The sequence below is a fragment of the Martelella sp. NC20 genome, from assembly GCF_013459645.1.
Lineage (GTDB): Bacteria > Pseudomonadota > Alphaproteobacteria > Rhizobiales > Rhizobiaceae > Martelella.
In genome coordinates this window covers 3429122-3454663 of record NZ_CP054861.1, presented here as the reverse complement: position 1 = coordinate 3454663, position 25542 = coordinate 3429122, and the positions used below count along the sequence as shown (strand labels likewise).

Annotated in this window: 19 protein-coding genes and 1 pseudogene; 7 read left to right on the top strand and 13 right to left on the bottom strand. The window is 58.5% G+C overall.

Going from position 1 to position 25542, the window contains the following annotated elements; genetic code table 11:
- Positions 1 to 231 precede the first annotated feature (231 nt).
- Genes HQ843_RS16450 through HQ843_RS16430 form a run of 5 tightly spaced genes read right to left on the bottom strand, consistent with a single transcriptional unit; the run spans position 232 to position 4396 of the window.
- The gene (locus tag HQ843_RS16450; protein ID WP_180897308.1) at positions 232 to 483 is read right to left on the bottom strand and encodes a DUF1403 family protein; all 252 of its coding nucleotides are present in this window, start codon (positions 481 to 483) and stop codon (positions 232 to 234) included.
- 30 nt (positions 484 to 513) lie between these two features.
- A complete protein-coding gene (locus HQ843_RS16445; protein WP_180897309.1) occupies positions 514 to 1779 on the bottom strand; it encodes a TRAP transporter large permease in 1266 nt (421 codons plus the stop codon).
- A complete protein-coding gene (locus tag HQ843_RS16440; protein WP_180897310.1) occupies positions 1776 to 2309 on the bottom strand; it encodes a TRAP transporter small permease in 534 nt (177 codons plus the stop codon). The genes HQ843_RS16445 and HQ843_RS16440 overlap by 4 nt, the downstream gene beginning before the upstream one ends.
- Positions 2310 to 2366: 57 nt before the next feature.
- Entirely contained in the window at positions 2367 to 3395 is a 1029-nt protein-coding gene (locus HQ843_RS16435) for a TRAP transporter substrate-binding protein (protein WP_180897311.1), read from the bottom strand.
- A gap of 50 nt (positions 3396 to 3445) precedes the next feature.
- The gene (locus HQ843_RS16430) at positions 3446 to 4396 is read right to left on the bottom strand and encodes an SMP-30/gluconolactonase/LRE family protein (protein ID WP_180897312.1); all 951 of its coding nucleotides are present in this window, start codon (positions 4394 to 4396) and stop codon (positions 3446 to 3448) included.
- Between the two features lie 85 nt (positions 4397 to 4481).
- On the opposite strand from HQ843_RS16430, the gene HQ843_RS16425 reads away from it, so the two are divergent.
- Positions 4482 to 5405, top strand: coding sequence for a LysR family transcriptional regulator (locus tag HQ843_RS16425; protein WP_180897313.1), 924 nt, complete (start codon positions 4482 to 4484; stop codon positions 5403 to 5405).
- A gap of 53 nt (positions 5406 to 5458) precedes the next feature.
- Here HQ843_RS16425 and HQ843_RS29465 read toward each other — a convergent pair.
- Positions 5459 to 5581: pseudogene (locus HQ843_RS29465) on the bottom strand (IS5/IS1182 family transposase); the annotation flags it as partial.
- A gap of 452 nt (positions 5582 to 6033) precedes the next feature.
- On the opposite strand from HQ843_RS29465, the gene HQ843_RS16420 reads away from it, so the two are divergent.
- Positions 6034 to 7008: a hypothetical protein gene (locus HQ843_RS16420; RefSeq protein WP_180897314.1), complete on the top strand. Its 975-nt coding sequence runs from the start codon at positions 6034 to 6036 to the stop codon at positions 7006 to 7008.
- 67 nt (positions 7009 to 7075) lie between these two features.
- Positions 7076 to 7609, top strand: a complete 534-nt coding sequence (locus HQ843_RS16415; RefSeq protein WP_210280274.1) for a hypothetical protein — start codon at positions 7076 to 7078, stop codon at positions 7607 to 7609.
- 259 nt (positions 7610 to 7868) lie between these two features.
- Here HQ843_RS16415 and HQ843_RS16410 read toward each other — a convergent pair whose 3' ends face one another.
- From HQ843_RS16410 to HQ843_RS16395, 4 genes are all read right to left on the bottom strand, one after another.
- Positions 7869 to 11897 carry a tetratricopeptide repeat protein gene (locus HQ843_RS16410; RefSeq protein ID WP_180903251.1) on the bottom strand — a complete coding sequence of 1343 codons (4029 nt, stop codon included), beginning with the start codon at positions 11895 to 11897 and terminating at the stop codon, positions 7869 to 7871.
- A gap of 243 nt (positions 11898 to 12140) precedes the next feature.
- Complete coding sequence (dinB, locus tag HQ843_RS16405) at positions 12141 to 13277, bottom strand: DNA polymerase IV (protein WP_180897318.1); 1137 nt, start codon at positions 13275 to 13277, stop codon at positions 12141 to 12143.
- A 31-nt stretch (positions 13278 to 13308) separates the two neighbouring features.
- Positions 13309 to 13971, bottom strand: a complete 663-nt coding sequence (locus tag HQ843_RS16400) for an SOS response-associated peptidase (RefSeq protein ID WP_180902164.1) — start codon at positions 13969 to 13971, stop codon at positions 13309 to 13311.
- Positions 13972 to 13985: 14 nt separating this feature from the next.
- Complete coding sequence (locus HQ843_RS16395) at positions 13986 to 16055, bottom strand: ATP-dependent helicase (RefSeq protein ID WP_180897319.1); 2070 nt, start codon at positions 16053 to 16055, stop codon at positions 13986 to 13988.
- Between the two features lie 183 nt (positions 16056 to 16238).
- On the opposite strand from HQ843_RS16395, the gene HQ843_RS16390 reads away from it, so the two are divergent.
- The 3 genes from HQ843_RS16390 to HQ843_RS16380 are packed head-to-tail and all read left to right on the top strand — an operon-like array spanning position 16239 to position 21695.
- Positions 16239 to 17000 (top strand): ImuA family protein, encoded by a 762-nt coding sequence (locus HQ843_RS16390; RefSeq protein ID WP_180897320.1) that lies wholly within the window; start codon positions 16239 to 16241, stop codon positions 16998 to 17000.
- Entirely contained in the window at positions 16915 to 18438 is a 1524-nt protein-coding gene (locus HQ843_RS16385) for a Y-family DNA polymerase (RefSeq protein WP_180897321.1), read from the top strand. Before HQ843_RS16390 ends, HQ843_RS16385 begins: the two co-directional genes overlap by 86 nt.
- Positions 18435 to 21695, top strand: coding sequence for an error-prone DNA polymerase (locus tag HQ843_RS16380; RefSeq protein ID WP_180897322.1), 3261 nt, complete (start codon positions 18435 to 18437; stop codon positions 21693 to 21695). The genes HQ843_RS16385 and HQ843_RS16380 overlap by 4 nt, the downstream gene beginning before the upstream one ends.
- A 32-nt stretch (positions 21696 to 21727) precedes the next feature.
- Here HQ843_RS16380 and HQ843_RS16375 read toward each other — a convergent pair whose 3' ends face one another.
- On the bottom strand, positions 21728 to 21931 hold the full coding sequence (locus tag HQ843_RS16375; protein ID WP_180897323.1) for a M48 metallopeptidase family protein: 204 nt from the start codon (positions 21929 to 21931) through the stop codon (positions 21728 to 21730).
- A 39-nt stretch (positions 21932 to 21970) separates the two neighbouring features.
- Between HQ843_RS16375 and HQ843_RS16370 the strand changes: the two genes are divergently transcribed.
- Positions 21971 to 22312, top strand: coding sequence for a hypothetical protein (locus HQ843_RS16370; protein WP_180897324.1), 342 nt, complete (start codon positions 21971 to 21973; stop codon positions 22310 to 22312).
- 177 nt (positions 22313 to 22489) lie between these two features.
- Here HQ843_RS16370 and HQ843_RS16365 read toward each other — a convergent pair whose 3' ends face one another.
- Positions 22490 to 24043 carry a hypothetical protein gene (locus tag HQ843_RS16365; protein WP_180897325.1) on the bottom strand — a complete coding sequence of 518 codons (1554 nt, stop codon included), beginning with the start codon at positions 24041 to 24043 and terminating at the stop codon, positions 22490 to 22492.
- A gap of 495 nt (positions 24044 to 24538) precedes the next feature.
- Entirely contained in the window at positions 24539 to 24685 is a 147-nt protein-coding gene (locus HQ843_RS16360) for a GIY-YIG nuclease family protein (RefSeq protein WP_180897326.1), read from the bottom strand.
- Positions 24686 to 25542 lie beyond the last annotated feature (857 nt).

Sequence of the window (25542 nt, the reverse complement as noted above, 5' to 3'; positions counted from 1 at the left end):
GGGCGAAAGTTGCGGCCTCGACCGCTTTGCGCCGCCAACACGGTCGTTCGGTGTGTCGTGGTGCAACCTGCAAAGCTACAGTTCAAAGCAGGCCAGTCAGATGCTTCTAGAGCGTACAGCACAGGAGCCGCGAATCACCGATCATGTTCGGCATTCTGGACAAAATGCGCTCCCATCTGAGCCTTCAATTCGGCAAGCCGGTCATCACCATCGATGACATGGTGATAATAGTCATGATTTCCCGGAAACACATAAATACGTACGGTTTGACATAGCTGGCAAGATGCCGAAGCATTCGTGGCCATCAAACCTTCGGCTCGCGGCCCAGCAGAAGAGGTTGCGGCCCGCTGCCGACGTCGGCAAAGCTTCCTCCTCAAACAGCTTCTGAATGCCGGTGCAAGCTCCCTTGATGCGCACCTTCGGCGCCGCGGCCACCACCGGCCGGTGATTTCGATGCGTCGTATCGGAAGCAAAGCCTGCCATTCTGTGAATTTTATAGGTGCTTTTGCAGCTCTATTTCAGCGACGGTAGCCAAAGGCTGATCTGCGGGAAGAACAAGATCAGAAGAAGGCCGACGATGATTGTGACGATGAACGGCATAACCCGTCGCGACACCTGCTCGATGGATTGACCTGAAATGCCGCAGGCGACGAACAGATTGACGCCAAGCGGCGGCGTCAGAAAGCCGATTTCGCTGGTCACCACCAGCAATATCCCGAAGTGGACAGGATCGATGCCGAGCTGCTTGATCAGCGGCAAAAGGATCGGGGTCAGGATAATGACCGTTGAAAGCGTCTCCATGAAAGTGCCGAGCACGATCAGGATCGTGGCAATCAGTAGAAGCATTAGTATCGGGTTATCGGTGAGGTCGAGCAGCGATGCCGCGATCTTCTGAGGGATGAGGTTGAGGGTAAGAAACTCACCGAAGAACACCGCCGTACCCATGATCACGATTAGCCCACCGCACACGATACTGGCTTCGCTGAGCGCCTCCCAGAGATTGGCAAAGCCGAGTGAGCGCTTGACGAGAAGACCGACGGCAAGAGCATAGACAACGGCGATTACCGAAGCCTCCACCGGGGTGAATATGCCGCCATAGATGCCGCCGAGCACGACAAACGGGGTTGCGAGCGAGAATTTCGCCCGCCACAGCGAGGCCAAAAAACGACGCCAGTCGAAAGCGGCCGGCGTACCGCGATAGCCATTGCGTCTTGCGAGCACATAGGTGGTGAAGATGAGCAGCGAGCCCATCAGGATGCCCGGCAAAAGGCCGGCCAGAAAAAGGTCGCTGATCGAGACCGAGGCGAGCACGCCGTAAACGATCATTGGGTTGGATGGAGGCAGCAGGATGCCAAGCGTGCCGCCCGATGACGTCACGGCCGCCGCAAAATCCACGGGATAGCCGTCGTCGCGCATGGCCGGAATTAGCAGTGTGCCGATTGCAGCGACCGTGCCCGGCCCCGAGCCTGAGATTGCCGCGAAGAACATGCAGGACAGAATGGTGACCATAGCCAGCCCGCCATAGGCCTGTCCCACGACGGCGCGCATCACGTCGATGATATCGCGTGTAATCCCGGCTCTTGCCATGATCGCACCGGCAAGAACGAAATTGGGGATGGCAAGAAGAGCGAATTTGTCGACCCCGTCAAACAAGCTGTGAGCCATGGAGGAAAGGGGAATTGGCGAGGTCAGAAGTTCGTAAAGCGAGGGAACCCCGAGCGTGACGAAGACCGGCACGCCGACGATCAGGCCCGCAAGGAATAGAAGGACAAAGATCATGGTTTGTCGCTCTCCGCTGTCGCTTCAAGTCCCAATTGCTGCTCGCCGGCAATCACCGAGCCGCCTTGACGGAAAGCCATCCACTGGCGTTCGATAATGCGCACGATCATTAGCGCGTGAGACAGCGGAATGACTGTGTAGATCCAGGCCATCGGCAAAAACAGTGCCGTTGAATAGCTTGGGTATTTCAGCATGCGGCTGATCAACATCACGCCGGCGGCGACGACGAAAACGTTGAACACCACCCAGATCAGGTCGGCAATCAGGAGCGCATAGCGCGGCCCGCCCGGAAACCAGCGTATGAATAGAGTTATTCGGATATGCGTTCCGCGCTGAGTCGCAAGGCTCGCCGAAATGTAGACGAACCAGATGAAGACGAAACGCGAGACCTCCTCGCTCCACGTCAGCCCCGTGTGCAGGACATAACGGAAGAATACCTGCATAGCCAGTATGGTAACCAGCGCCAGAAGCGAGAGGTTGCATATCACGAGCTCAAGCCTACCAAAGGCCGCTGTCAATTTCCTGATCATAGCATTCTTCCTGGATAGCGGGTGGTTTTCACAACCACCCGCAAGACCATGCCTCCGCTACTTCATGCTGCCGGTGTCGCGGTATTTCACGGTCATCTCGACCCAGTCCTCGCCGCCGCCCACCAGCGTGAACAACTCCGGCCAGGCACCCTGCGCGCGCGCGGCCCACACCTCGGGGTCTTCCAGTTCACAAAAGGTCACGCCGTGATCTTCGACCAGTGCCTTGCGGACCCGTTTGCCGTTGTTCTTCACATATTCCGCATGGGCGACATCGGTTTCGTCGGCAGCCTTGAGAATGATCGCGCGATCTTCATCAGAAAGGCTTTCGAAGAAGGGCTCGTTGATGACGACGACCGCGGAAAGCGGCAAGTAGGTCGCCTCGGTAATATACTTGATATGCTCGTGGAAACCGAGGTCAAGCACAACGTCGGTCGGGCTGTCGAAAGCATCGATCACACCAGTGGCCACGGCGCCGAAGGTCTCACCCCAGTCGATCGGGTAGGTCGAAACGCCCCAGCTTTCCCACATCGTCGTCATGACTGGATTTTTCGGCGCGCGGATCTTCAGACCCTGCAGATCCTCGATGTTGGATATGCAGGCATCCGTGGCCAGCAGTGATCGAAACGCGTTGGTAAATCCGCCGATCACCCGCAAACTGCCGCTTTCGGCAAGGACCCGGCGGTTGAGCTCATCGCGATAGGGGCCTGCCCGTAGCAACCCATGCTCGCCCGTCAGGTCGTCCTGACTGGAGTTGAGATAGGGAAGGTTGAGAACGTTGAGCGCCGGCGCGAGCTGGGCAACGTTGTTGGATGTGATACCGGCCATCTGCACCGTGCCGAGCGCTACCTTTTGAGCGATCGCCTGTTCAGGTCCCATCACGCCGCCATCTAGCACCTCGATCTTGATCTCGCCGCCGGACAGTTCGGCGACACGATCGGCCAGTTCGTGTGCGTAGACCCCATATGTGTGTTCGGGCGCGCAGCAATGAGCATAGGTAATGGTAACGCGCGGTGCAGCCTCGGCGACGACGGCCGTCATGGCAAGCGTGGCCAGCGAAAAGATGGCAGTTCCGAGTTTCATCATCATGGTCTCCTCCTCATGATACATTTGGTTGCGGCCACCCTCCCAGATGACCGTTATTGTGCCTTTCCAACTTTGAAAGTTGGCTCGGCAATACCGCAAACGCCAAGCCCGGAAATGGCGAAAAGCGCACCGGGTGCACTTTCGGCCGCGATTTCTTCCTCCGACATCAGGAATGTCGCCGAGGTAACGAAAAGGATATCGAGATTGCTGCCGCCAAAGGAACACATCGTCGGATACCGGGTCGGCACGGCAATCTTGCGCAGCAGCCGCCCATCCGGGTCGAAACAGCCAATGGCGGCGCCCTCGAACAGCGCGCCCCAGTAATGGCCGTCTGCATCGACGGTTGCTCCGTCAATGCGCCCCTCATAGGCCGACGTTTCCACGAACCGGCGACGCCGGGACAGAGCGCCGCTTGCAGTGTCCAGGTCGTACTGAAACGACCGGTCCAGGCGGCTGTCCGAAAAATAGAGCCTCGTCGTGTCGGGGCTGAAAGCGATGCCGTTGGAAACGGTGATGCCGGTCTCGACCCGGGTCCAGGTGAGGTCGTAATCGAGGCGGTAGAGTGAGCCGACCGGCCGGGACAGATCGACGCTCATGCTGCCGCACCAATACCGACCCATCGGGTCGACCTTGCCGTCATTCAGCCGCGTCTCGGCCATATCGGCCTCGGGGTCGCAGATCGGTTCGATCACCGCATCCGGCCCGGAAATATCGATGAAGGCGAAGCCGTTTTCAAGACCGGCAATGAACCTGCCAGGTCCGGCAAGACCGATGGAGCCGACAATGACGGGTAGCGTCCAGAGCTGACGGTCGGTGCCATCCTGGCGCAAGCTTATGATGTGGCGGGAAAGGCTATCGATGTAATAAAGGCGCTGCCCGTCAGCATCCCAGAGCGGACATTCTCCAAGACGCGTGGAACTTGCATCAATCACCGTTACCTGCGGCTCTGCTAGCTGCGCAACGCGCATGCTCGCCTGAGCCATCGCTGGATTACCCGCTGACATGGTTCCTCTCTCCCTGTTGATTGAGACGGTACCAGCGGCTAAAAGATATGAAAAACGTATTTTATGGGGAAGCAAAATTTAAAAAATGAAGATAACACTTCGCCAGCTTGAATATGTCGTGGCGGCGTCGCAGGTCGGCTCGATTGCCGGTGCCGCCGACAAAATGGGCATTTCCACGTCTTCGATCCTTGCCGCGATCGAAGGGTTCGAGCAGGAGTTCGCCATGCAGGTTTTCGTGCGGCAGCGGTCCAAGGGGCTGGTCACAACCGAAATGGGCGCCCACGCCATTGCCCGCACGATCCGGCTCCTCGATGAAGCTCGTATCTTCACCGAGGATCTGCGGGGCAGCGACACCACGCTGTCGGGCGATCTGCGCGTCGGCGCCTTCACATCGATATCGCCCAATATTGCGCCAAGTGTGATCCGCGATCTCTCGATCCGTCATCCTGATCTGATCGTTCATCTGACGGAGGGCGATATCCTCTCGATCCAGCGCAGTCTGCGCAACGGCGTTGTCGACATTCTGCTGACCTACGATGCGGGCCTTTCGGATAACTTCGACCGGGAGACGCTCGTGCAGGCCCCGCCCCATGTCGTGCTGTCTGAGGGACATCCCATGGCGGACAGACTGCGGCTGTGCCTGCCCGACCTTTCCGGTCACCCGTTGCTTCTGCTGAACCTTCCCCATTCGAGCCGCTACGTGATGTCGCTATTTGATAGGGAAGGCGTGCAGCCCGGCCGCATTCAGCGGCTGGAATCGTTCGAGATGGTCCGAAGCGCCGCCGCCGCAGGACTTGGCGCGGCCATTCTCAACGTCCGCCCACCCGATAACAACACCTATAGCGGCATGCGCGTTGTCTGCCGTCCCCTTGATTGCGCTTCCCGGAGCCCGGCCATAGTCCTCGTCACCCGCCGGGGCGGACGCATCAGCCAGCGCGCCGAAGCCTTTGCGGCCGGCTGCCGGCGATTCTTCAAGACGCCGGCAGCCGAGGCGCTTTTCCTCACGTAACTGTAGGCGTGAGGCTATGTTGCAAAGAACCGTTCATGCCCGGGAGCACGATTTTAAGGTACATGATGGAAAACAATATCTTGCAAACACCTAGTCATGACCCTGATGCTGGCGATGGTGAACCATGCGGTGGCGCTTGCGATGGACCTTTCCCAATCCTCTATCAGCCGATGGCAGTGAACTGCGCACGGTTTGCCCAATCTGGTTTACAGCTTCATCAAGCAGGTGCTGCCAACGTCCCGTGATGTGCACATGGCCACCTTCCTCTGCGAAGAGTTTTGCTGTTGCCAAGCCAATCGAACGTCCGCTTCGGTGGAGCTAAAAGACAGGGGCCGGCCAGTCCGCTCGGGCCATTTCCAGTCAGTCCGCAACGCGCCTCCATTTAGGTCGTTCGTCGATGATGACCAGCTACCGCAAAGCAGCCAACAGCATAGCTTCCTCCGTCTCCGCCACATTGCTTCATAACTTTTTGATTTGAAGCAGTGTTATTGAGGAGGGGCGCGCTGTCCCACAACCCGCCCCACAAGCCGGAGCCGATAGGATTGGCAATTTTCGACGTGATTCACGTCGCTTCGTTGATTGTGGCAACAAGCGCGTCATGCTATCGCACGACAAAGGGGGGGATTTAATGCAGAACAATCGTCGCCAGTTCTATATCTACGACCTTGAAATCGCCGCGCGTAAAGAAGGCGCGACGGTACCTACGATGGACGACGTTGTTCCGGCCTTCCAAAGGATGAAGGATACGGCAAGGACGTATCCCATTCGTGCCGACACTGGCACTATGCTGATTGGCGACATTCACATTGATGCTGCACAGCAGTTCGTCACTTTGCTTGTTCGACTTTCGGACAAGACTGCACCGAACGCGGTCTATTCCGACCCTGCCGCCGGACAGTTCGACGTGCTTGTGAAACAAGGAAACCAAGGGTCGGACTTCGGTTGCCACGTCATAGTTTCGACCGCGCAAGAGCAAGGTTTTCCGAACATCTACACGTGTGCGATTGAACGTATCCCCGGCCTTTCATCAAGCCTTGTGCAGCGGGTTTTGTCGAAACTGCTGAACTACGAGTTCAAGGACAACGCTACCTCGTTCAGCTATCCTCACCCGGCAGGCGGTCTGACGCGACAGGGCCAACCACGCATGGATCGATGCTGCCCACATATCGAACTTCGCGGTCGGCCGTCCGACACGCTGATAAACGATATAAACAACGGACAGATTACCGGCATATCGCTTGTCAAAGCTGAAGCTGTAACGCCAATCGCTGGTTCGGCATACCTTCGAAAGAAAGAAACGGAACTTCGACTTCAAATCGACCAAAACAACCTGCCCGCCAATATGTGGCAATCGCTCGTTCAATCGTTCCAAGCAAATTCTGGAACTTACGGCGTAGCAAAGGTAAGTTACAAAGTTCCGGGCAACAATAAGACTGTCACTGTTCAGATTGATACTAACACAGGAAACCCTCTTGAAGAACTATACGTGAAGTTCTTCGAATTGACGAATATCCATCCTTTTCTGGACCAATCGGCTGTGCAGGTCGTTGACCGCTTGCGGGATTTAGCGGTGCCGCAGTTTTTAACCCATCGGACGATTTGAAATGTTTGGGCAGCTTATATACGAACTAGGTCGCGGGTTTGCCTACCGTCGCATTTCGCACAAGGAAATGCGGACCTATACGACGTGGCTTCCGCTGGCACTTACTCTCGCGGCGGTCGCAATCTATATCGTGCTACCGGTCAAGCCCGCTCTTGTGGGTTCAACGGGGCTGGCGTCTAGTCTGCTGACGCTCGTTTCGACGCTGCCCGGCTTCTATTTCGCTGGCCTTGCGGCGGTTGCTACGTTCGGCAACAAGACCATGGATACGGAAATGCCAGCGCCAGCGCCGACCATTGACCTGTTGGTCAACGGAAAGATTGTGAAGGATAATCCGCTTACGCGACGGCTGTTTCTATCCTACCTGTTTTCCTACCTTGTCATCCTGTCGTTCGGGTTGTGCTTCGCCCTTGTGACCATCAACGCGCTATCGGGTTCGATTGACGCCCTTCACGCCGCCGTCGTTCGTGGCAATGGCGCGACTTGGCCGTGGTTCGCGGTCAAAGCGTTGGTAGGTGTCCCGTTGACGTTCGCGTTCGCTTCGATGGTCGTTTCAACGTTGCACGGCGTTTTCTTCCTCACTGAGAAGATACACCAGCCGTAAGGCGGATACACAGTCCGCCAAACTTGTATCTTTGATACGACAGATTTGTCCTCAACCTAAACGCAATCTGCTAGTCCGCAATTGGCCCCACATACGACAGACCGGTGTTAGAATAAGCTGCCGTGCGGTAATGCGCCCCTAAGTCGGTCGTTCGCGTTCGGTATTATACACCCGCATAGCGGTCTTGAGGTGCAGTCCAGTCGGAAGCCGAGGAAGGGCTGGAAGCAATTATTCGGCACAATCCGAATTACTGAATCCTTTAGGGTTGCGTCTCGCTGGTTGTTGTCGCCTCAACTTTGATATTTGCTAACCATTCTTTGTAGTGCTGACCTACATTGATCTTCACGAATGGTTCCAACGTAAGAATCAGGTCAGCGATGTCGGCAAGTTTGTTTCCCCCTCGTTTTTCGAACTCTAAGAGCGCACCCTGTGCTAGTTGCGGCGAAGATATCTGGAAAGCCTGATCTACAACTGCTGATTGCCACTGATGAAGCATCCACTCTTTGCCTTTGGCAATTGTAGGGGGCTCACAATATTCGTTCTTCATCAGTTCAAGCAGGCGAATGCAGATCAGCAACAGATCCGCCACCGCAATCGGCTTGTTGTCGCTTTGCGATTTGACGGCACAGCCGACCGTAGCTGAAAGAGCAATTTCATCGTTTTCGGCAACTGGAGTGCCATCTAGAAACGCAGTTAGCATAGGCTCGGTGACAAGTGGACGCTCAAGCGCTTGCGCTTTTCTAATGAATTCAATGGCGGCCTCCGGTGAACGAAGAAAGGACAGGCGAACGGCGAAAGACAGAGCATTTTGAGTGTAGCCACGACGTAGTTGGGAGAATTTGTCCGACCGCAGTTTCGGCATCCTCTTTCGTGATGAATCCGCAAGACTCCGTTCCCCATATCCCTCCCCCTCTTTTTGAACGAAAGCGTGGGAGTCAATCGCTCGGGGCAAATATGCAAGGTAGTCGTCCGTAGAAAGTCGGCGCTGAGCGGACTGCGCTATGCGAACGTAAAAGGTAGCTTCACTTATAAGAACGGCTCTTTTGCTCCAGCCGTTGGAGAGCAGTTTGTCGATGACACCCCCATCAGCATCTAGAGCTGCCTCGGTGGTGGCGAGGACGTACCAAACGTAATCGAGCGAAAGTTCCGGCGCTCCTTCAAGTTCCTCGTGTGGCGTCGGGTTACTGTTAGCACCCGAGATCATGATATGCTCACCAAACGGGTTTGTTTCTCCCTCTACCTGTAGGGAAAGCCAGACCACCGAATGGGCAATCAATCGTATGGCTGCCGCACTTTGGAGCCCATCTTCGGGATTGAGGGTATCCGCCGCTTCCAATGCCTGAGCAAACAGTTTTACCGCTTCCGCACTGTTACCCGTCCAATGGGCTTCCACAGCCGCATCGGCTAGCAGCCCGGCAGCCATGGGAGTAATTCCCTTTGCGGGATCGTCGACGATTTGCCTATTAGCTTTTTCAAATAGCTCCTTGGCTGCCTCGTGCTTGCCAAGCCTAGAGGCACCTATGGCAAGTTCCCGCAGGAAAAAGGAAGCCTCTGTGGAGCCGGCAATAAACTCTTCCGAAAGCGGCATGCCGACCGCGAGCTGACGTTCGTAGTCATGTTTATGAAATAGGATACGTGACAGAGCTCTGGTCGCCGCCTGGTTTTCGCCGAGCTGGCTTTTCGCTTCTTCAAGACACGAAATCGCTCTTTCTGGATTTTGTATATATTCATCCCAGATCACGGCCGCGGATTCGAACGCGGCCATTGCAAATCCAGTTTCATCAGCGTTCGCGAGTTCTCTCGCGAGATTCAGGTACTGTTCGGCATCGCTTTCGCTGACGGTTTCCGCACCTTGAAATGACTTGGCCCAGACAGTTTTAACAATGAGAGACTTATCAAAATAAGTAGAATCGAACGCTTCAAGAAGAAACTCGCGCTGTTTTTTGTTTTTCTTGATCAGGCGTCTCATTACTCGCTTCAGTGTCTCGAAATCCGAGATTTGGCCAAGCTGAAAAGCGAACATGAAATGTAGATATCCTTCGACCGATGAGATCGGCCCCGATGTCCATGTTTGAGTCTCGCTGGGTGAAATTTCGAGCTTTTCGGCGTATTTGACAGCGTTCAACGCAAACTTCGGCAGATCATCAACCACTTCGACCAGTCCGGGTTGCGACATGGCTTTGATGTAGACCATCCCGAAAGTTCTGGCGCTTGCAGCGACGCTGCTGGTGCCAGCGCTTTCCCGCTCAACCGCATCAAGAGCCTCCTGGAATTTCTTGGGGCGTTTGCTGGAAACTAACAGAAGGACTTGCGCAATGCGCAGGTACAATGAGACGGTCGGGTTTTCGGGATAGAGCGGTTGATCGGTGCGGAATGCAGCCGCGTTGGAATTAATTCTGGCGATTTGTTCGACATCATCCGCGCTGGCGGAAATGACGGCCAAACTTGCCGCAGTCAAAGCTTTCTCGTTCTTCCCAATCAGCCCATGTAAGATAATGTCATCGAATCTTGCTGCATCCAATCGCCAATCGCGAGTGTAATAGTCTGCAAGAGAGTGATGCAGTTTTTCGCTGGCTTTAGATCCCAACGCGTGTTGTCCGGCGTTGGACATAAGCGATGACAGTCGATACCGATCTTCAGCTTCTACTTCGATCCATGGCCCTACAAGGCCTTCCAGTGCCCTTCCCGGCATTGCGATCGCCGGGTCAAGTTCACCGATATACATCGCCAAATTGCGATCAAATGTACCAAGCACAAGGCTCAATCGAACGATAAGCGTGCTCGCATCGGGCGTTAACTCGTCAAAGAGCCTTTTTCTAGCTTCCGATTTTACCCGTTCAATGTCTTCGTCGGCTCCCAGTATACCGCTGAGTTGTTGTAGCTCTTGAACCGGCCAACTTTTAACTGACAATCCACGTATCATTGCGTCTACGAGCAAAGGATGACCACCCCCAGTCGCTAGATATACATAACGTGCCCATTCTTTGGAATTGCCACCTTTCGCAGTAATGAACGCTGCAACTTCGTCTTCTGTGAGATTACCAACGTTGATCGATTCGAAGATGATCGGTGTCGATCCTGTAAGGCTGAAATTGGGCACCTCAAGATTCGAGGTTACGAGAACTGATACGGTAGCCTTTCGGGCTGACGCGATCAAATGGGCGAATGCCTCTTTTGAGAGCCCGGATGCCAGCGACCCAAGATCGTCGAGCACCACCCCTGTCGGTTTATCGATAGCGATTTGCGACGTTGCTCTGTAGAGAGCTTCGGTTGTATCTCGAGCACCTAGCGATCGCAATTGCAGCGTACGCCAATCGCCGCCACTATTTGATGCCGCCAATTTTGCAAGGCTCGATTTCCCGGTCCCGGTGGCACCATGAAGCCAAGCGATCTTCTGTTGCGCTATGGCCAATTGAATTTTGTCGCTAAGAACATGCCGGCCGGCCAGATTACTGGGATCGATTGCGGCGACCGGGCGAAGAATAGCAACGGATGAGACAAATCCATGAGGTGATGTTGTCACCGGGTTAAGAAATTGCTCGACGGCTGCGATTGGAAGACTTACACGGCTTCTCTCGTCAAAAAACCGCACGAAGTCGGCGCGTTCCAACCTACGCGATCCCTTAGAAATGGCGGCCGTTAGCACCTTCGACAAAAGCGGGTCCACCATATCGTCGCAGAGCGAACTCGGCACGTTTTTCGCCTCGCCCAAATAGACAAGCCGATTGCCGAGTTCACTGCGCAAGGTCTCAATATCCTCAGATCCACCCAGCCATTCTACGCGGTTGAGGAAATCGGCTCTTATCCGTTCTGGTGTGGCAGATTTTAGAAACGCCGCCGCATCCTCGGAAAGATCAAGCATAGAAATTCGCTTGATTAGAGGTCCCGCATCAGCACCCGCCTGGACAGACTTCCAGTACAGAAGCCCCGATTGCCCGTTGATACGATCCGATGTCGCTTTCTCCATTCCGATATTGGCCGTAGTTAGATGTTTTATGGAGATGGACTTATCTGGGTTTAATTTTGAAAGCTGGAAGAATGAATTGATTGTATCAATTACCTCTTTTGAATTGAGAGTGATGGCTTTCGCCACATCTTTGACTTGAACCGCTTGAAGGGAATTTGAGGAAGCAAACGCATAATCCTCAGCAACCTCCAAAAACAGGAACTCATCCTTGGCTAGAGTCGTCCATGCCAATGCGGATTCGTAAAGTTGGTAGGCATAGCCTTTGAGGCTCGAGACCGCTTGGCGCGCGACGTCTCCTTGGATTTCAACTTCTTGCAGCATGATTCGTTATAAAACATGCAGCTGCACAGTTCATCTCAAAACAGGAAGAATGCACATTTATCAGATTGACCGTCCTTATCAGTGGTATCTTGCTCCTGCGCGTGAAGCGACCATGATGTTGTGTGCGGACAACGAGCATCCACCGAGCGTAACTTCGAGATACTGGACAGGCTGCCCCGTACGTCCGGTTTCTTCGCACTAGAACTTAAGCTGCCAGTCCGTTTCCGGCCCCTTTGCTGCCGTTCACAGCAAACTCATCTGAGGCTCTTTTAACCCATCAGAGCTTCCCCCCAATGAGGAAAGTGTAATCCCGAGTAGGCGGATCCCCTTCTGAACTGGAAACAGCTCAGCCAGCATCTTCCCGGCAATCTCGCCGATCTCGTCTGCACTTCGCATATTCTGTCCAACCGTCCGGCTCCGCGTGATCTGCTGGAAGTCTGCGTATTTCACCTTCAATGTGACGGTTCGCCCACTGATCCGCTTGTTCTCCGCATGGTGCCAGACCTTGCTTGCGAGCGGGAGCAACTCCGCCTTCGCTGCCTCCAGATCGAAAATATCTTCAGCAAACGTATCTTCAGCCCCGAATGATTTGCGCGGCCGATCGGGCTGAACCGGCCGCTCGTCGATCCCGCGGGAGATCCGATAATACCACCCGCCCGACTTACCGAAATTATCACGCAGGAATGTAAGCGATTTTTCGCGCAGATCAGCTCCAGTCACGATCCCGAGCCGTTGCATCTTTTCGGCCGTCGCCGGTCCGACACCATGGAACTTCTTGACCGCCAGCTCTGCGACGAACGCCGGCCCCATCTTCGGCGTGATCACGGCCTGACCGTTCGGCTTGTTGAGATCACTCGCCATCTTCGCGAGGAACTTGCAGTAGGAGATACCGGCAGAGGCATTCAGGCCAGTCACCTCCTTGATCCGGGCGCGAATGATCGTCGCGATCTCGGTTGCAAACGCGATACCCTGCTTGTTCTCGGTCACATCAAGATAGGCCTCGTCAAGCGAAAGTGGCTCGATCAGTTCGGTATGCTCGGCGAATATCTGATGGATCTGCGCCGAGACCGACCGGTAGACGTCGAAACGCGGCTTCAGGAACACCAGGTCGGGACAGCGTCGCTTCGCTGTCACTGACGGCAAGGCGGATCGCACGCCAAACGCCCGCGCCTCATAGCTGGCCGCGGCAACCACTCCTCTGGCCGCCGATCCGCCGACGGCGACAGGCTTACCCCTCAGGTCGGGATTGTCGCGCTGCTCAACGGAGGCATAAAAGGCGTCCATGTCGACATGGATAATCTTGCGGATGGCCGGGACAGCCTCATCCGTTTCCACCTCGTGGTCTCTTTCCAAAACTGTCAGTTCATCCAGGGCGGCCATGACCATCTCAAGAGCGTGATCCGTGACGACGTTAATCGTCTTCGGGGTTTTCAGGCGGTTCGACCACGACCAGCATGTTGCCGGGCAGCGGCCGCTGAAGGTGTTTCACATCGGCCCACTCGCCAGTGAGCCAGAGGTCGACTTCCTCCGGCGTCGTCAGGATCGCCGGCATCGCCTTCTCATGAATGGGTTTGACGATTTCATTCGGCGTTGTCGTCAAAAACCCGAACAGTTCATATTCCTGTTCGCCATCACGGACCTTCCGCACGCCCTTCCAGGGCGTCCAGAAACCGGCAAAGAACATCAGCGGCCGCTCCGGGTTCTGCGCAAACCAGGCATTCGGCACGCGTCCACCTTCTACCTTGCTGGCAGGATCGGGTTCCGCAAATGAGGTGAACGGGACAACACATCGGCTTGTCGGCCCAAGCCAGCGCCGCCAATGCGGAGATCCGACGTTGCGGATATTGGTGACCCCGCGATCGGCCTTGCCTTTGACGAAAGCCGGCGGCGTCGGCATGCCCCAGGTGGCACTGACGATCTCCCGATTGCCATCGCCATCGACGCGAACGATCGGCGCCAGCGTGTTGGGATAGATATTGAGCGACGGCTCGTTCCATCCGGCCTTGTCGCTCATGGCCTTTGTAAACTGGACGACGGCATCCCGTGTCGTCGTCAGATTATAGAGATTGCACAAATCCTCGCCCCTCCTCAGCGCCACATGCCGCGCATCCGCGCACCGACATCAAGACGCACCTGCCGCGGGCCCGCATTGCTCTGTTGGCCCGGTTTCACCACCGGCCATGTCCTGTTCTCAAAATGCTGCAACAACATAGTGGGAATGAACCGGGTTCGCGAGGCATAGACATGCCTGTCGCCGGTCGAAGACTGTCCATGGGTGAAGAAGCGCTGTGGAACGACAAGGTTCAGGCTGTCGCGTGCCCGCGTCATCGCCACGTAAAGCAGGCGTCGTTCTTCTTCAATATCGTCGGTCGTGCCGACGCCGAGATCGGAGGGAATACAGCCGTCGACGGCGTTGAGGAGGAAGACCGAGCGCCATTCCTGCCCTTTGGCCGAATGAATGGTTGAAAGGATCAGATAATCCTCGTCGAGCAGCGGCACGCCAGCCTGGCCGGAGGTAGCGTCCGGCGGGTCGAGCGTAAGCTCGGTCAGGAACCGTTCCCGTGACGGATAGCCGGCGGCAATGTCCTCAAGCTGAAGCAGATCAGCGCGGCGCATCTCGAAGTCTTCATGGATGCGCTCCAGATACGGCTCATACCATGCCCGGATCCGGCCGATCTCGGCGGGCCAGCCCATGTTTGATTGGCGAAGGTCCGTGACCAAAGACACAAGACCCGGCCAATCGGCCACCGCACGCGAGGGGGCCGGCAGTGCCGCCAGTGCCTCGACCGGATCGGCGGTTTCCGCAATCGCGTCCAGCGCGTTTTGTGCCGAGGCTGGGCCGACACCGGGCAAGAGCTGCATCAGCCTGAAGCCCGCCACACGATCGCGCATATTCTGGGCAAACCGGAGTGCTGCCAGCAGGTCTTTCACATGCGCGGAATCGAGGAACTTCAGACCGCCGAACTTCACGAAGGGAATGTTGCGACGCGTGAGCTCTACCTCCAGCGGCCCGCTGTGATGGCTCGCCCGAAACAGCACGGCCTGATCCTTCAGCCGCATGCCTCCCTCGCGGTTGTCGAGAACCTCGTCGGCAATGAACCGAGCCTGATCGCCTTCGTCGCGAACCGTCACCAGCCGCGGCTTTTCGGTTGAGACACGGTCGGTCCAGAGATCCTTGGTGTAGCGCTCCTGGGCGAGACCGATGACGCCATTGGCAGCCGCGAGGATCGGCTGTGTCGACCGGTAATTGCGGTCGAGCGTGATCACGTCGGCCTTCGGCGAGAATTCATTCGGGAAATCGAGGATGTTGCGAACCGTGGCAGCCCGGAACGAATAGATCGACTGTGCGTCGTCACCGACGACCGTCAGACCCCGCCCTCCGAGCTTGAGCGCCATCAGGATCGAGGATTGCAGGCGGTTGGTGTCCTGATATTCATCGACCAGGACATGATCCCAGCGTCCGCCGATCTCGGCGGCAAGCACCGGATCGCCCATGGTCTGCGCCCAGTAGAGCAGCAGATCATCATAATCGAGGACGTTCTGGACCTGCTTGGCCTCGACATAGGCCGAGAACAATTCCCTCAGTTCCTTTTCCCAGGCCGCACACCATGGAAAGTTCGCTCGCAGGATTTCCGCAAGTGGCGCCTCGGCATTGACGGTGCGCGAATAGATCGAAAGGCAGGTGCCCTTCGCCGGAAACCGGTTCTCCGTCTTCGAGAAGCAGAGATCATGCCGGGCGAGGTTCATCAGGTCGGCCGAGTCCTCGCGATCATGAATGGTGAACTGCGGATCGAGACCAAGCTCGATTGCATATTCACGCAACAGACGGGCGCCGATCCCATGGAAGGTGCCGGACCAGGCAAGCCCGTCGGCCATGATCCCGGCCTTGTCGCCAAGCGCCTTCGCGGATATCCGCTCGACGCGCCTTCCCATTTCGGCGGCGGCACGACGCGAAAAGGTCATCAGCAGGATCCGGCGAGGATCGGCGCCGGAGATGACGAGTTGGGCCACGCGATGGGCAAGCGTATTGGTCTTGCCGGATCCGGCGCCGGCGATGATCAGCAGCGGTCCGCCAATCGATCCATCTGGCAAATCCATGCCGTGCAGAACCGCGGCCCGCTGATTGTCGTTCAATTTTTCGAGATGCGCCGCGCTCATACCGTCCTACCCTAAACCTCTTGTGATTCAACGATGCACGCCTTGCGCATCGGTGTTCTTCCCGGTCGCCGTCCACAGGGCCCGCCAATGAGGTCGATTGACTCGAAACCGGGAAAAGAACAAATAAGGAACATATCGGAGAATTCCGCCGTTGCAAAGTCCTGAAGGAGACCGTCCAACATCATGCCGAGGAACGCCGCCAGTCCCGCCATCGCAGAGCTTCGGGAGCGCATCGCGCATCTCGAAGGTCCTGGAGGACGCGCCCGATCGGCTCTGCCGTTCGGCCTGAAGGAAATCGATCGCAGGCTGCCGGGCGGTGGTCTGGCGCTAGGCTGTCTGCATGAGGTAGCGGGTGGAGGCAATGGCGCTGTCGATGGAGCAGCGGCGGCACTGTTTGTCGCGGGCATTGCCGCGCGCACGAGGGGCAAGGTGCTTTGGGTGGTCACACGGCCCGATCTCTTTGCACCGGCAATCGCCCAGGCCGGGCTTCAGCCCGACCGGGTAATCCATGTCGAGGCCGGCGACGAGAAGGCGCTGCTCGCCTGTTTCGAGGAAGGGCTTCGCCATGGCGGGCTTGGGGCGGTTGTCGCCGAGACCGCGCGTCTCTCAATGACGACCTCCCGGCGCCTGCAGCTGGCGGCCGAGAACTCCAACACGATCGGGCTGGCGCTGCGCCGATGGCGACGGCAGACCGAGGCCGGGGACTTCGGGCAGCCGACGGCGAGCGTCACCCGCTGGCGGGTTTCCGTCCTGCCCTCGCGCCCCTTGCCCGTTCCCGGCCTTGGCCGCGCGCGCTGGCTGGTCGAACTCATCCGATGTCGTGCCGGAGAAAGTGCCGATTTTGAACTGGAGGCGTGTGATGACACGGGTCGTCTCGCTCTTCCTTCCGAGGTGGCCGACGGATCGCCTCAGAAGGAAGTCGGGCGACGCATCGCCTCCCGCTGATGCGCCGCTCGTCATGGCCGGCCGCAACGGCCGCCGCCGGCTGATTACCGCTCTCGATGCCAATGCCGAACGGCTTGGTATTCGGATCGGCATGGCCGTCACCAAGGCACAGGCCCTTGTGCCGGGCCTTGTAATTGCCGATTCCGACCCTGCCGCCGAAACCGAGGGATTGAATAAGCTGGCGCTCTGGGCGCTTCAGCGAATTTCGCCGGTGGCGATGGCCGATCCGCCGGATGGTCTGGTGATCGATACGACCGGCGCCGATCACCTGCATGGCGGGGAGGAAGCCATGCTTGCCGACATGATCAGGCGCTTTGCCGCCGCCGCCGTCGAAGCCCGCGCGGCGGTCGCGGACACTTGGGGCGCCGCGCATGCTGCCGCCCGGTTTCTGGCACGGCCTTCAATCGTCATTCCAACGGGAGAAAGCGAGGTGATGCTGCGAACCATGCCGCTCTCAGCGCTCCGGCTCGATCCCGGAACAGTATCCGACCTGCACACACTCGGTTTCGAGAATGTCAGTGAGCTGCTGGATCAGCCGCGCGCGCCGCTGACCCTGCGCTTCGGCCCGGAAACCGTCCGGCGGCTCGACCAGGCCCTTGGCCGGATTGCCGAACCGGTCGATCCGATCCGCTCGCCGGAGCTGGTTGAGGTGCGCAGGGCCTTTGCCGAGCCGATCGGCGCGCCTGAAACCATTGCCCGCTGTATTGGCAAGCTCGCCGACGCGCTCTGTCTTGAACTCGAAAGGCGCGGCCTTGGTGCTCGGCGGCTGGATCTTCTGTTCCACCGCGTCGATAGCACCATGCAGTTCATCCGCGTCGGCACTGCCCAGCCAGTTCGTGACCCTCGACGCCTTGTCCGCCTGTTCCGCGACAGGCTGGAGACCGTCGATCCGGGTTTCGGGATCGAGATCATGGTGCTAGTCGCCATCCATACCGAACCCTTGCGGGAGAAGCAGACGATCTCCTCCCTGGTCGAGGAGCCGGAAGCCGATGTTTCCGACCTCGTTGATGTCCTTGCCAACCGCGTCGGCGAACATCGGCTCTGTCGTTTCGCGCCGATTCAAAGCGATGTGCCCGAACGCTCGGTCGCCCGCATTGCACCGCTTGCGCCTGAGACGGGCCTTACCTGGGACGGCGACTGGCCGCGACCGCCGCGGTTATTGTCCCGCCCGGAACCAATCGAGACCATGGCGCTTCTGCCAGACCACCCGCCCGTATGGTTCACGTGGCGCGGCGTGCGTCGCCGCATCCGTCGTGCCGATGGACCGGAGAGGGTTCGCGGCGAATGGTGGAAGCGGGATGCCGAACTCACCGCTGTCCGGGACTATTTCCGGGTCGAGGACGATGCCGGCGAGCGCTATTGGCTGTTCCGCTCCGGCGACGGCGAGCATGAGGATAGCGGTTCGCAACGCTGGTTCATCCATGGGATCTTCGGATGACCGGGCCGCGCTACGCCGAACTGCAGGTGACCACGCATTTCTCGTTTCTGCGCGGGGCGAGCAGTTGTGACGAGCTGTTCGCCCGCGCCGCAGACCTCGGCATCGAGGCCATCGGTGTCGTTGACCGCAATTCGCTGGCTGGTGTCGTGCGGGCGTTCGAAGCCTCACGACAGAGTGGTATCCGGTTGGTGATCGGCTGCCGCCTCGACCTTGCCGACGGCCTGCCGGTCCTCGTCTATCCAACCGACCGGGCGGCCTATGCCCGGCTTTGCCGCCTGCTGTCGCTCGGCAAGAAGCGGGCCGGCAAAGGAAAGTGCCACCTCGAATGGGCCGATCTCGTGACCTATGGCGAAGGACTGATCGCCGTCCTGATACCGGATCGCGCCGATGATGACTGCGCCATGCATCTGCGACGTCTGCGGGAGGCTTTCGGGGATCGCGCCTATCTGGCGCTGACACTGCGACGGCGGCCGAACGATCAGCTCCGCCTCTGGCAGCTGTCGAACCTCGCTGCCGCAGCCCGGGTTCCGACGGTCGTCACCAATGACGTTCTGTTCCACGCGGTAGACCGGCAGATGATGCAGGATCTCGTCACCGCCATCCGGCACAATGTCACCATCGATGAACTCGGTCATCGCCGCGAGCGTTTCGCCGATCGGTATCTGAAGCCTCCCGAAGAGATGCACCGCCTGTTCGACCGCTACCCGGAAGCGCTCGCCCGCACGGCCGAGATCATGGACCGCTGCAGGTTCTCGCTCACGGAACTCGCCTATCAATATCCGGAGGAAAAGCTCTTTCCGGATCTCACCCCGCAGCAGGCACTGGAAAAACTCACCTGGGAAGGTGCAGCCGAGCGCTATCCCGAAGGCCTGCCCGACAAGGTGCGCTCCAACCTCAATCATGAGCTGGCGCTGATCGAGAAGCTGGACTATGCGCCCTATTTCCTGACGGTGAATGCGATCGTCCGCTTTGCCCGTTCGAGGGACATTCTCTGTCAGGGTCGTGGATCGGCCGCCAATTCCGCCGTCTGCTATGTTCTCGGCGTGACCTCCGTCGATCCGGATCGCAATGATCTCCTGTTCGAGCGCTTCGTGTCAGAGGAACGGCGCGAGCCCCCTGACATCGATGTCGATTTCGAGCACGAACGCCGAGAGGAAGTCATACAGTGGGTCTATAAGACCTATGGCCGCGATTGTTCCGCGCTCTGTTCCACCGTCATCCGCTATCGCGCCAAAGGAGCGCTCCGCGACGTCGGCAAGGCGCTCGGCCTGACCGAGGACCTGACCAAGACGCTGTCGTCCCAGGTCTGGGGCTGGTCCGAGGGCGTCGAGGAAAAGCACGCCCAGGAACTGAACCTCAATATGGGCGACAGACGGCTGCGGCTTGCTCTGGAGCTTGCGCGGCAACTCGTCGGCACACCGCGCCATCTCTCCCAGCATCCGGGCGGCTTTGTCCTGACCCGTGACCGGCTCGACGAACTGGTGCCGATAGAGCCGGCGGCCATGGAAGACCGGCAGGTCATCGAATGGGACAAGGACGATATCGACGTTCTCAAATTCATGAAAGTCGATGTGCTGGCGCTCGGCATGCTTTCCTGTATGCGCCGCGCCTTCGATCTGTTGGCGGAACACAAGGATATCCGGCTGGATCTCGCCACCATTCCCGCCGAGGACCCGCGCACCTATGCGATGATCCGCAAGGCAGACACGCTCGGCACCTTCCAGATCGAAAGCCGCGCGCAGATGGCGATGTTGCCGCGCATCAAGCCACGTACCTTCTATGATCTCGTCATCGAGGTCGCGATCGTCCGGCCCGGGCCGATCCAGGGCGATATGGTCCATCCCTATCTGCGCCGACGCGAGGGCAAGGAAGATGTGACGTATCCGAAACCCGAGCTGGAAGCGGTACTGGGCAAGACGCTCGGCGTGCCGCTGTTTCAGGAACAGGCCATGCGGGTCGCCATCGAATGCGCCGGCTTCACCGCCGGAGAAGCCGACGAGCTTCGACGCGCCATGGCAACATTCAAACACACTGGTGGGGTTTCGAAGTTCGGCACCAAGCTGATCGAGGGCATGGTCGCCAATGGCTATGAGCGCGAATTCGCCGAACGCACCTTCCGACAGCTTGAAGGCTTCGGCTCCTACGGTTTTCCGGAGAGCCATGCGGCGAGCTTTGCGCTGATTGCCTATGCCTCGTCCTGGATGAAGTGCTGGCACCCCGATGCCTTTTGCTGTGCACTGCTCAATGCCCAACCGATGGGCTTCTATGCCCCAGACCAGATCGTGCGCGATGCCCGCGACCACGGCGTCGAGATCCGTCCGGTGTGCCTCAACGCTAGCCGGTGGGATTGCACGCTGGAACCCACCGATCGCGACGACGGGCGTTTTGCCGTCCGCCTTGGGCTCCGGCTGGTGAAGGGCCTTGCCAATGCCGAGGCCGCCCGTCTGGTCTCCTGCCGGGAAGACATGCCGTTTGCCTCGGTCGATGATCTCTGGCGTCGCGCCGGTATTGCCGCCGCCGCCCTGGTCGAACTCGCCGAGGCCGATGCGTTCAGGCCTTCGCTCGGGCTTGCCCGCCGCGAGGCGCTCTGGGCGATCAAAGCCTTGCGGGATGAACCGCTGCCGCTCTTTGACGCAGCTGCAAGGCGCGAGGCCGGCATTGTTCCCGAGCAGGCCGAGCCGGAGACCCTGCTGAAACCCATGGAGGCCGGCCGGGAAGTGGTAGAGGACTATGGCCATCTGGGCCTAACCCTCAGGAGACACCCGGTTTCGTTTCTCCGATCGGAACTGACCCGACAGAGTTTCAGGTCCTGCGCCGAATCCGTCTCCCTGCGCGACGGTCGCAGGGTCAACGTCGCTGGACTTGTTCTTGTGCGCCAACGTCCCGGTTCCGCCAAAGGCGTCATGTTCATCACGCTTGAGGACGAAACCGCCGTCGCCAATCTCGTGGTCTGGGCAAAGGTGTTCGAGCAATACCGCCGCACCGTCCTCGGGTCTGGCATGCTCGGCGTCAAAGGAAGGGTCCAGCGGGAGGGAGAGGTTGTCCATATCGTTGCCCGGGAGCTGATCGATCTGTCCACCGAACTTGCAAGCGTGGGAAGCCAGGATGCCGCCTTCCCGTTTCCCCATGGGCGGGGTGACGAGTTTCATCATGGATCGCCGGCGCCCGACCCGAGAGGACTGCCGAAGCCGCGCGACGCGTTCGATCCCTATGGGTATATCGACGAGATCAAGGTGAAGACGCGGGACTTTCGATAACGGTTCAGCATTGACGAAAAAAGGCCATCTATTCAAGCCTTTGTATTATGCGCCGTTTTCCCAGCCGGCAGAGGCAGCGCGTTCAGGTCCCGCAGCACCTGCCGCCAGCCTGGCAGTGCCTGATCCAGCACCGCGATAAAGCGATCATCATGTCGGTCGGAGACAAGATGCGCGAGTTCGTGGATGATGACATAGTCAATCATCCGCTCAGATTTCCTTGCCAGTTCGGCGTTCATCCTGATTGACGCTCATTCTCACCTTGTTTGTCGCGCTGCATGCAACCGTCGTTCATCGAGAACACGCCCGGCGCACAGTTCATCAAGCGGGCGTACGAGGACGTTCCCTTTGTAAAGACCTACATTGTGCCCTTAAGCGGATTTGTCGGCGTAGAATACGGCATGGACCTCACCGAACGGGGCTGGCGTCATCTCGACTACCAGGGCTATGGTCCTGGCAATCTCGGCGACGATGATTATGCGCGTCTCTACCACGAGCGGCATCGCAGCAAGGTCGTGACGCGCGAGATGGTGGAGCGCGCTGCACGTGCGCAGGTATCGGCTGCGGCCGAGGATGAGGCGGAAAGCACCGATCCCATTGGAGCCGCGCCTCAGGCATAGCCTCCACAATGACCGTTTTCGTCGCGGTGGTCGGCGCTTCGAAGCCGAGCCCGATATTGCAGGGGGAACGACCGCTATCCAACTTTCAAGATTTGAATCGATCAGCCGACGCGTCGGCTGCTGATTGGCGCCTATGCATCAATCGCAACCGAGACAAGACGGACCGCTTCCGGCCCCCTAATGGTCGGATTCGGCGGCGAGCTTCCAAGCGCCATCGCCCGCCATTTGTTCGGACAGCCGCTGAACCACGCAGATCGATTCGACGAGGCGTACGCCATCGATTCGGCGCATGTGCATTGTAGGACGCCGGACCGCGATTAACTTCTGCATATCATGGTCGAACCCGGTCTTCTCGACGAACACATCGCCGAACACGTCATCCCAGTTCTTTGTGTTCTGGATGATGCCCGACAGCTCGCCCAGTTCGGTGAAATGGACAAGGGAGGCAAAGGCTTCACCACGCGCCATCGCGGCCTTGCGGATCTCCTTTGCCTTGCCGATCAGGTTCGATGCACGCAGCTTGAACCAGTCGGAACCGAAGCGCGTTTCGAGCTTGCGATGGACATAGGCGCGCAGCTCCTGCTCGAACCGTCCGATCAACGCATAGGCATCCTTGCTTGTGCCGCGCGACCGCACGGTCATCGATATTTCGCCAAGCGTCACCACCGCTACGGTGTTAGCCTCGGAGCGAAGCCCTGCAGTCAGACCGCTCTCGACCATGATCTCGAGCGCCATCCCGGGCTGGGCGACGATCAGACCTTCGTCGACCTCCGCCTCACGGTACATGCGCTTGCGCGAGCGCGCGTCGCGCCAGAAATTTTCCGGCAGATCGACGCGCGTGCGCCATTTGCCGAACAGCGAATGATAGGCGTCGAGCTGGAAACGACTGCGCCGGTCGAACGCTTCTCCGATTCCGGCGAGCGCCGACATTTTCAGCTGGGTTGCTGCGAAATCTGCCTCGAACCGCGCGGTCAGGCCAAGCATCGCGCTCATCTTGGCCTGATCGAGCGCGGCCGAGCCGAAGAAGTTCTTGGCGATCATGCCGCGCATGTCATCGACCGCCGTGCCAAGTCCGCGACCCAACAGTTTGGTGATATCGAGGGTGTCGATCCGGGCGAGCGTGCTCACCCACTGCGAGGTTTTGGCGATGTCACCGAACGGCCCGGCAAGCGACGCCAGCATTGATTTCTGCATGACGCGCTGCTGTTCTTCGGATTGCTTGATCGCTGATCCTATGCCGCCGAGCGGGCGCATCGCGTCTTCGAGCGTCCGCTGCGCTTGGCTGACGGCGTTAGCCAAGGACGGATCGATCTTGAGCGGCTGTACGCCCTGGATCGACGCAATCACCTTCGGATCGATAGAGGGCAGGATCGCCCCCATCGAGGCGAGCTTACCATGGTCAATTGCTAATGGCTGGATCGCGTTCAGTTTCGCCGCCAGTGCGGTGGACGGTTCGAGCATCTTCCGCATCGCTTCCATGCGCGCGGTCTCGGGGGTGCCGAAGGCTGGGCCAAGCCCGAGCGCGACCTGCTTGGCGAGCTGCTGGGCAGGCGAATTGGCGAAATCGCGGGCGAGCTTCGCCGCCGGGGACTCGTAGATCTCCCGCGCCATTTTGACCGCCGGCGATTCCAGGTACTCGCGTCCGGCGCGTGCGATCTCTTCGGCAGCCGTCAGCGGCTTGCCGCGCGCGGTTTTCGAGAGCTTGCCACTCGCATTGTCGTCGTCATCCATCGCTACCGCCTCGCTCGCACTTTGGTCTCCGGTTGCGCGCCACCCATTCGCACGTCGCCGCCACCAAAAAGCATCCCCCAAATCTACGGCACTAATAGGATTGGGCTCGACCGAGCGGTTGCGGCTCACCGTGCCCATGTGATTGGCCCCATACCAAATCGCTACTCCCAACCATAACCGCAGCCGCAATCTAGTCTGAACTCGAGCCCACCCTTCATGGCGTCCCTTAAGCGGTAGATCGATCATTCGATTAGCAGAAAACTGCTCGATGCGAAAGAACGGCAGCTTTCGGCGATCCGATTCCAACAGCCGCCAGTCCGCTCACAGCCCCGTTTCAGCCGGTCGGCTAGGCGCCGCCATTTCAGTCTTCCGAGGTTTCATCAGCGGTTCCTTCAAGCAGACGTCACTCACGGCGAGATCCCGTCGGCTGTGCGCAGAAAGTGGACGGTCAGCATGCCGCCGGAATGGGCGCAGACATAGTCGTGCCCGTATCGGTTAGTTCGCGTTCAAACCGTGTGCTCGCGCGCCAAGCTTTTCCTTCCATGTGCCTTCTCGCGCAATAATGTCGGCAGCAGACATTTCAGGCGAGGCGATCTCAAGAATAGACACCTGATAGTCGCGCTGCTCAACAGCAAGCAGCATTAACTCCCGGTTTCCCCCATGCCCATTCGCAGCATATTGACGCCACCGCCCAATAAACCCGTCTGCACCGTAGGCTAAACCGACGTATTGGCGACCATCCGCTGTCACCAGCAGATAAACGCCCCGGGCGCTGCCGAGCGCGGCTCGCCAACTCTGAGGCAATCCCTCCAAGGAACTGACGCGCTAACGAAATCCGCCGAAGCCAGGGAAAGACGCCTCACGCACATCGAGACGCAGTTCCAAAATTTCCTTGTACCTTCGGTCAGCCCACTGCGACCAAGATCGTGTGCCCCCGCCCCAGTCAATCAAGATCCGCTCGACGTATCCGCTGCATGCCGCCGACCATGACAGGTCGAAAAGATCTAACGCTTCAGTGCTTGCTCGTTCCTGTGCGATCACTTCTGCATCCTGAACTAGTGGCAGTTCCACACGGTCCCATGGTCGACCGTTTTCGACCAAAGTCGTCCCAACAAAGAGTGTCGTCGCTCGTCCTGCGAGCGTAGGCCCTCCGATAAAATGGCACGCGTGAGATGGAGCCCCATTATAGGGCGAATTTGCTTGGGTCTGGAACGAGGCAAAGCAGAGAAAGGCGTCTGGCCCGCGCCTCCAACTCACCGCACCACGAACATCGTGGCGTAGAAGGCGTGTGCGCCGCGGATCGTAGCCACATCGTTCGAGAAATTCTTGAAAATGAAACACTGGATGCCTCCTCCAACGCAAGAGCTGGCGCATCTAAGAGAGCGGGTCAATTCGACATTTGAACCGAGACGCACGGGGTCAGCCGCCAAACTGAGGGTCGAGGCTATTCGGGCCGCCACCCAGGAAAGGCCGGACGGCGCAGATAGCGGACGGCCCTC

Coding starts and splice junctions, on each gene's coding strand:
- HQ843_RS16385 (WP_180897321.1), top strand. CDS start 16,915: ATGACACGGGTCGTCTCGCTCTTCCTTCCGAGGTGGCCGACGGATCGC.
- HQ843_RS16410 (WP_180903251.1), bottom strand. CDS start 11,897: ATGCTGCAAGAAGTTGAAATCCAAGGAGACGTCGCGCGCCAAGCGGTC.
- HQ843_RS16360 (WP_180897326.1), bottom strand. CDS start 24,685: ATGCTGCTTGCTGTTGAGCAGCGCGACTATCAGGTGTCTATTCTTGAG.
- HQ843_RS16425 (WP_180897313.1), top strand. CDS start 4,482: ATGAAGATAACACTTCGCCAGCTTGAATATGTCGTGGCGGCGTCGCAG.
- HQ843_RS16370 (WP_180897324.1), top strand. CDS start 21,971: ATGCAACCGTCGTTCATCGAGAACACGCCCGGCGCACAGTTCATCAAG.
- dinB (WP_180897318.1), bottom strand. CDS start 13,277: ATGGCCGCCCTGGATGAACTGACAGTTTTGGAAAGAGACCACGAGGTG.
- HQ843_RS16445 (WP_180897309.1), bottom strand. CDS start 1,779: ATGATCTTTGTCCTTCTATTCCTTGCGGGCCTGATCGTCGGCGTGCCG.
- HQ843_RS16365 (WP_180897325.1), bottom strand. CDS start 24,043: ATGGATGACGACGACAATGCGAGTGGCAAGCTCTCGAAAACCGCGCGC.
- HQ843_RS16375 (WP_180897323.1), bottom strand. CDS start 21,931: ATGAACGCCGAACTGGCAAGGAAATCTGAGCGGATGATTGACTATGTC.
- HQ843_RS16435 (WP_180897311.1), bottom strand. CDS start 3,395: ATGATGATGAAACTCGGAACTGCCATCTTTTCGCTGGCCACGCTTGCC.
- HQ843_RS16415 (WP_210280274.1), top strand. CDS start 7,076: ATGCGGACCTATACGACGTGGCTTCCGCTGGCACTTACTCTCGCGGCG.
- HQ843_RS16420 (WP_180897314.1), top strand. CDS start 6,034: ATGCAGAACAATCGTCGCCAGTTCTATATCTACGACCTTGAAATCGCC.
- HQ843_RS16380 (WP_180897322.1), top strand. CDS start 18,435: ATGACCGGGCCGCGCTACGCCGAACTGCAGGTGACCACGCATTTCTCG.
- HQ843_RS16390 (WP_180897320.1), top strand. CDS start 16,239: ATGCCGAGGAACGCCGCCAGTCCCGCCATCGCAGAGCTTCGGGAGCGC.
- HQ843_RS16440 (WP_180897310.1), bottom strand. CDS start 2,309: ATGATCAGGAAATTGACAGCGGCCTTTGGTAGGCTTGAGCTCGTGATA.
- HQ843_RS16395 (WP_180897319.1), bottom strand. CDS start 16,055: ATGAGCGCGGCGCATCTCGAAAAATTGAACGACAATCAGCGGGCCGCG.
- HQ843_RS16450 (WP_180897308.1), bottom strand. CDS start 483: ATGGCAGGCTTTGCTTCCGATACGACGCATCGAAATCACCGGCCGGTG.
- HQ843_RS16430 (WP_180897312.1), bottom strand. CDS start 4,396: ATGTCAGCGGGTAATCCAGCGATGGCTCAGGCGAGCATGCGCGTTGCG.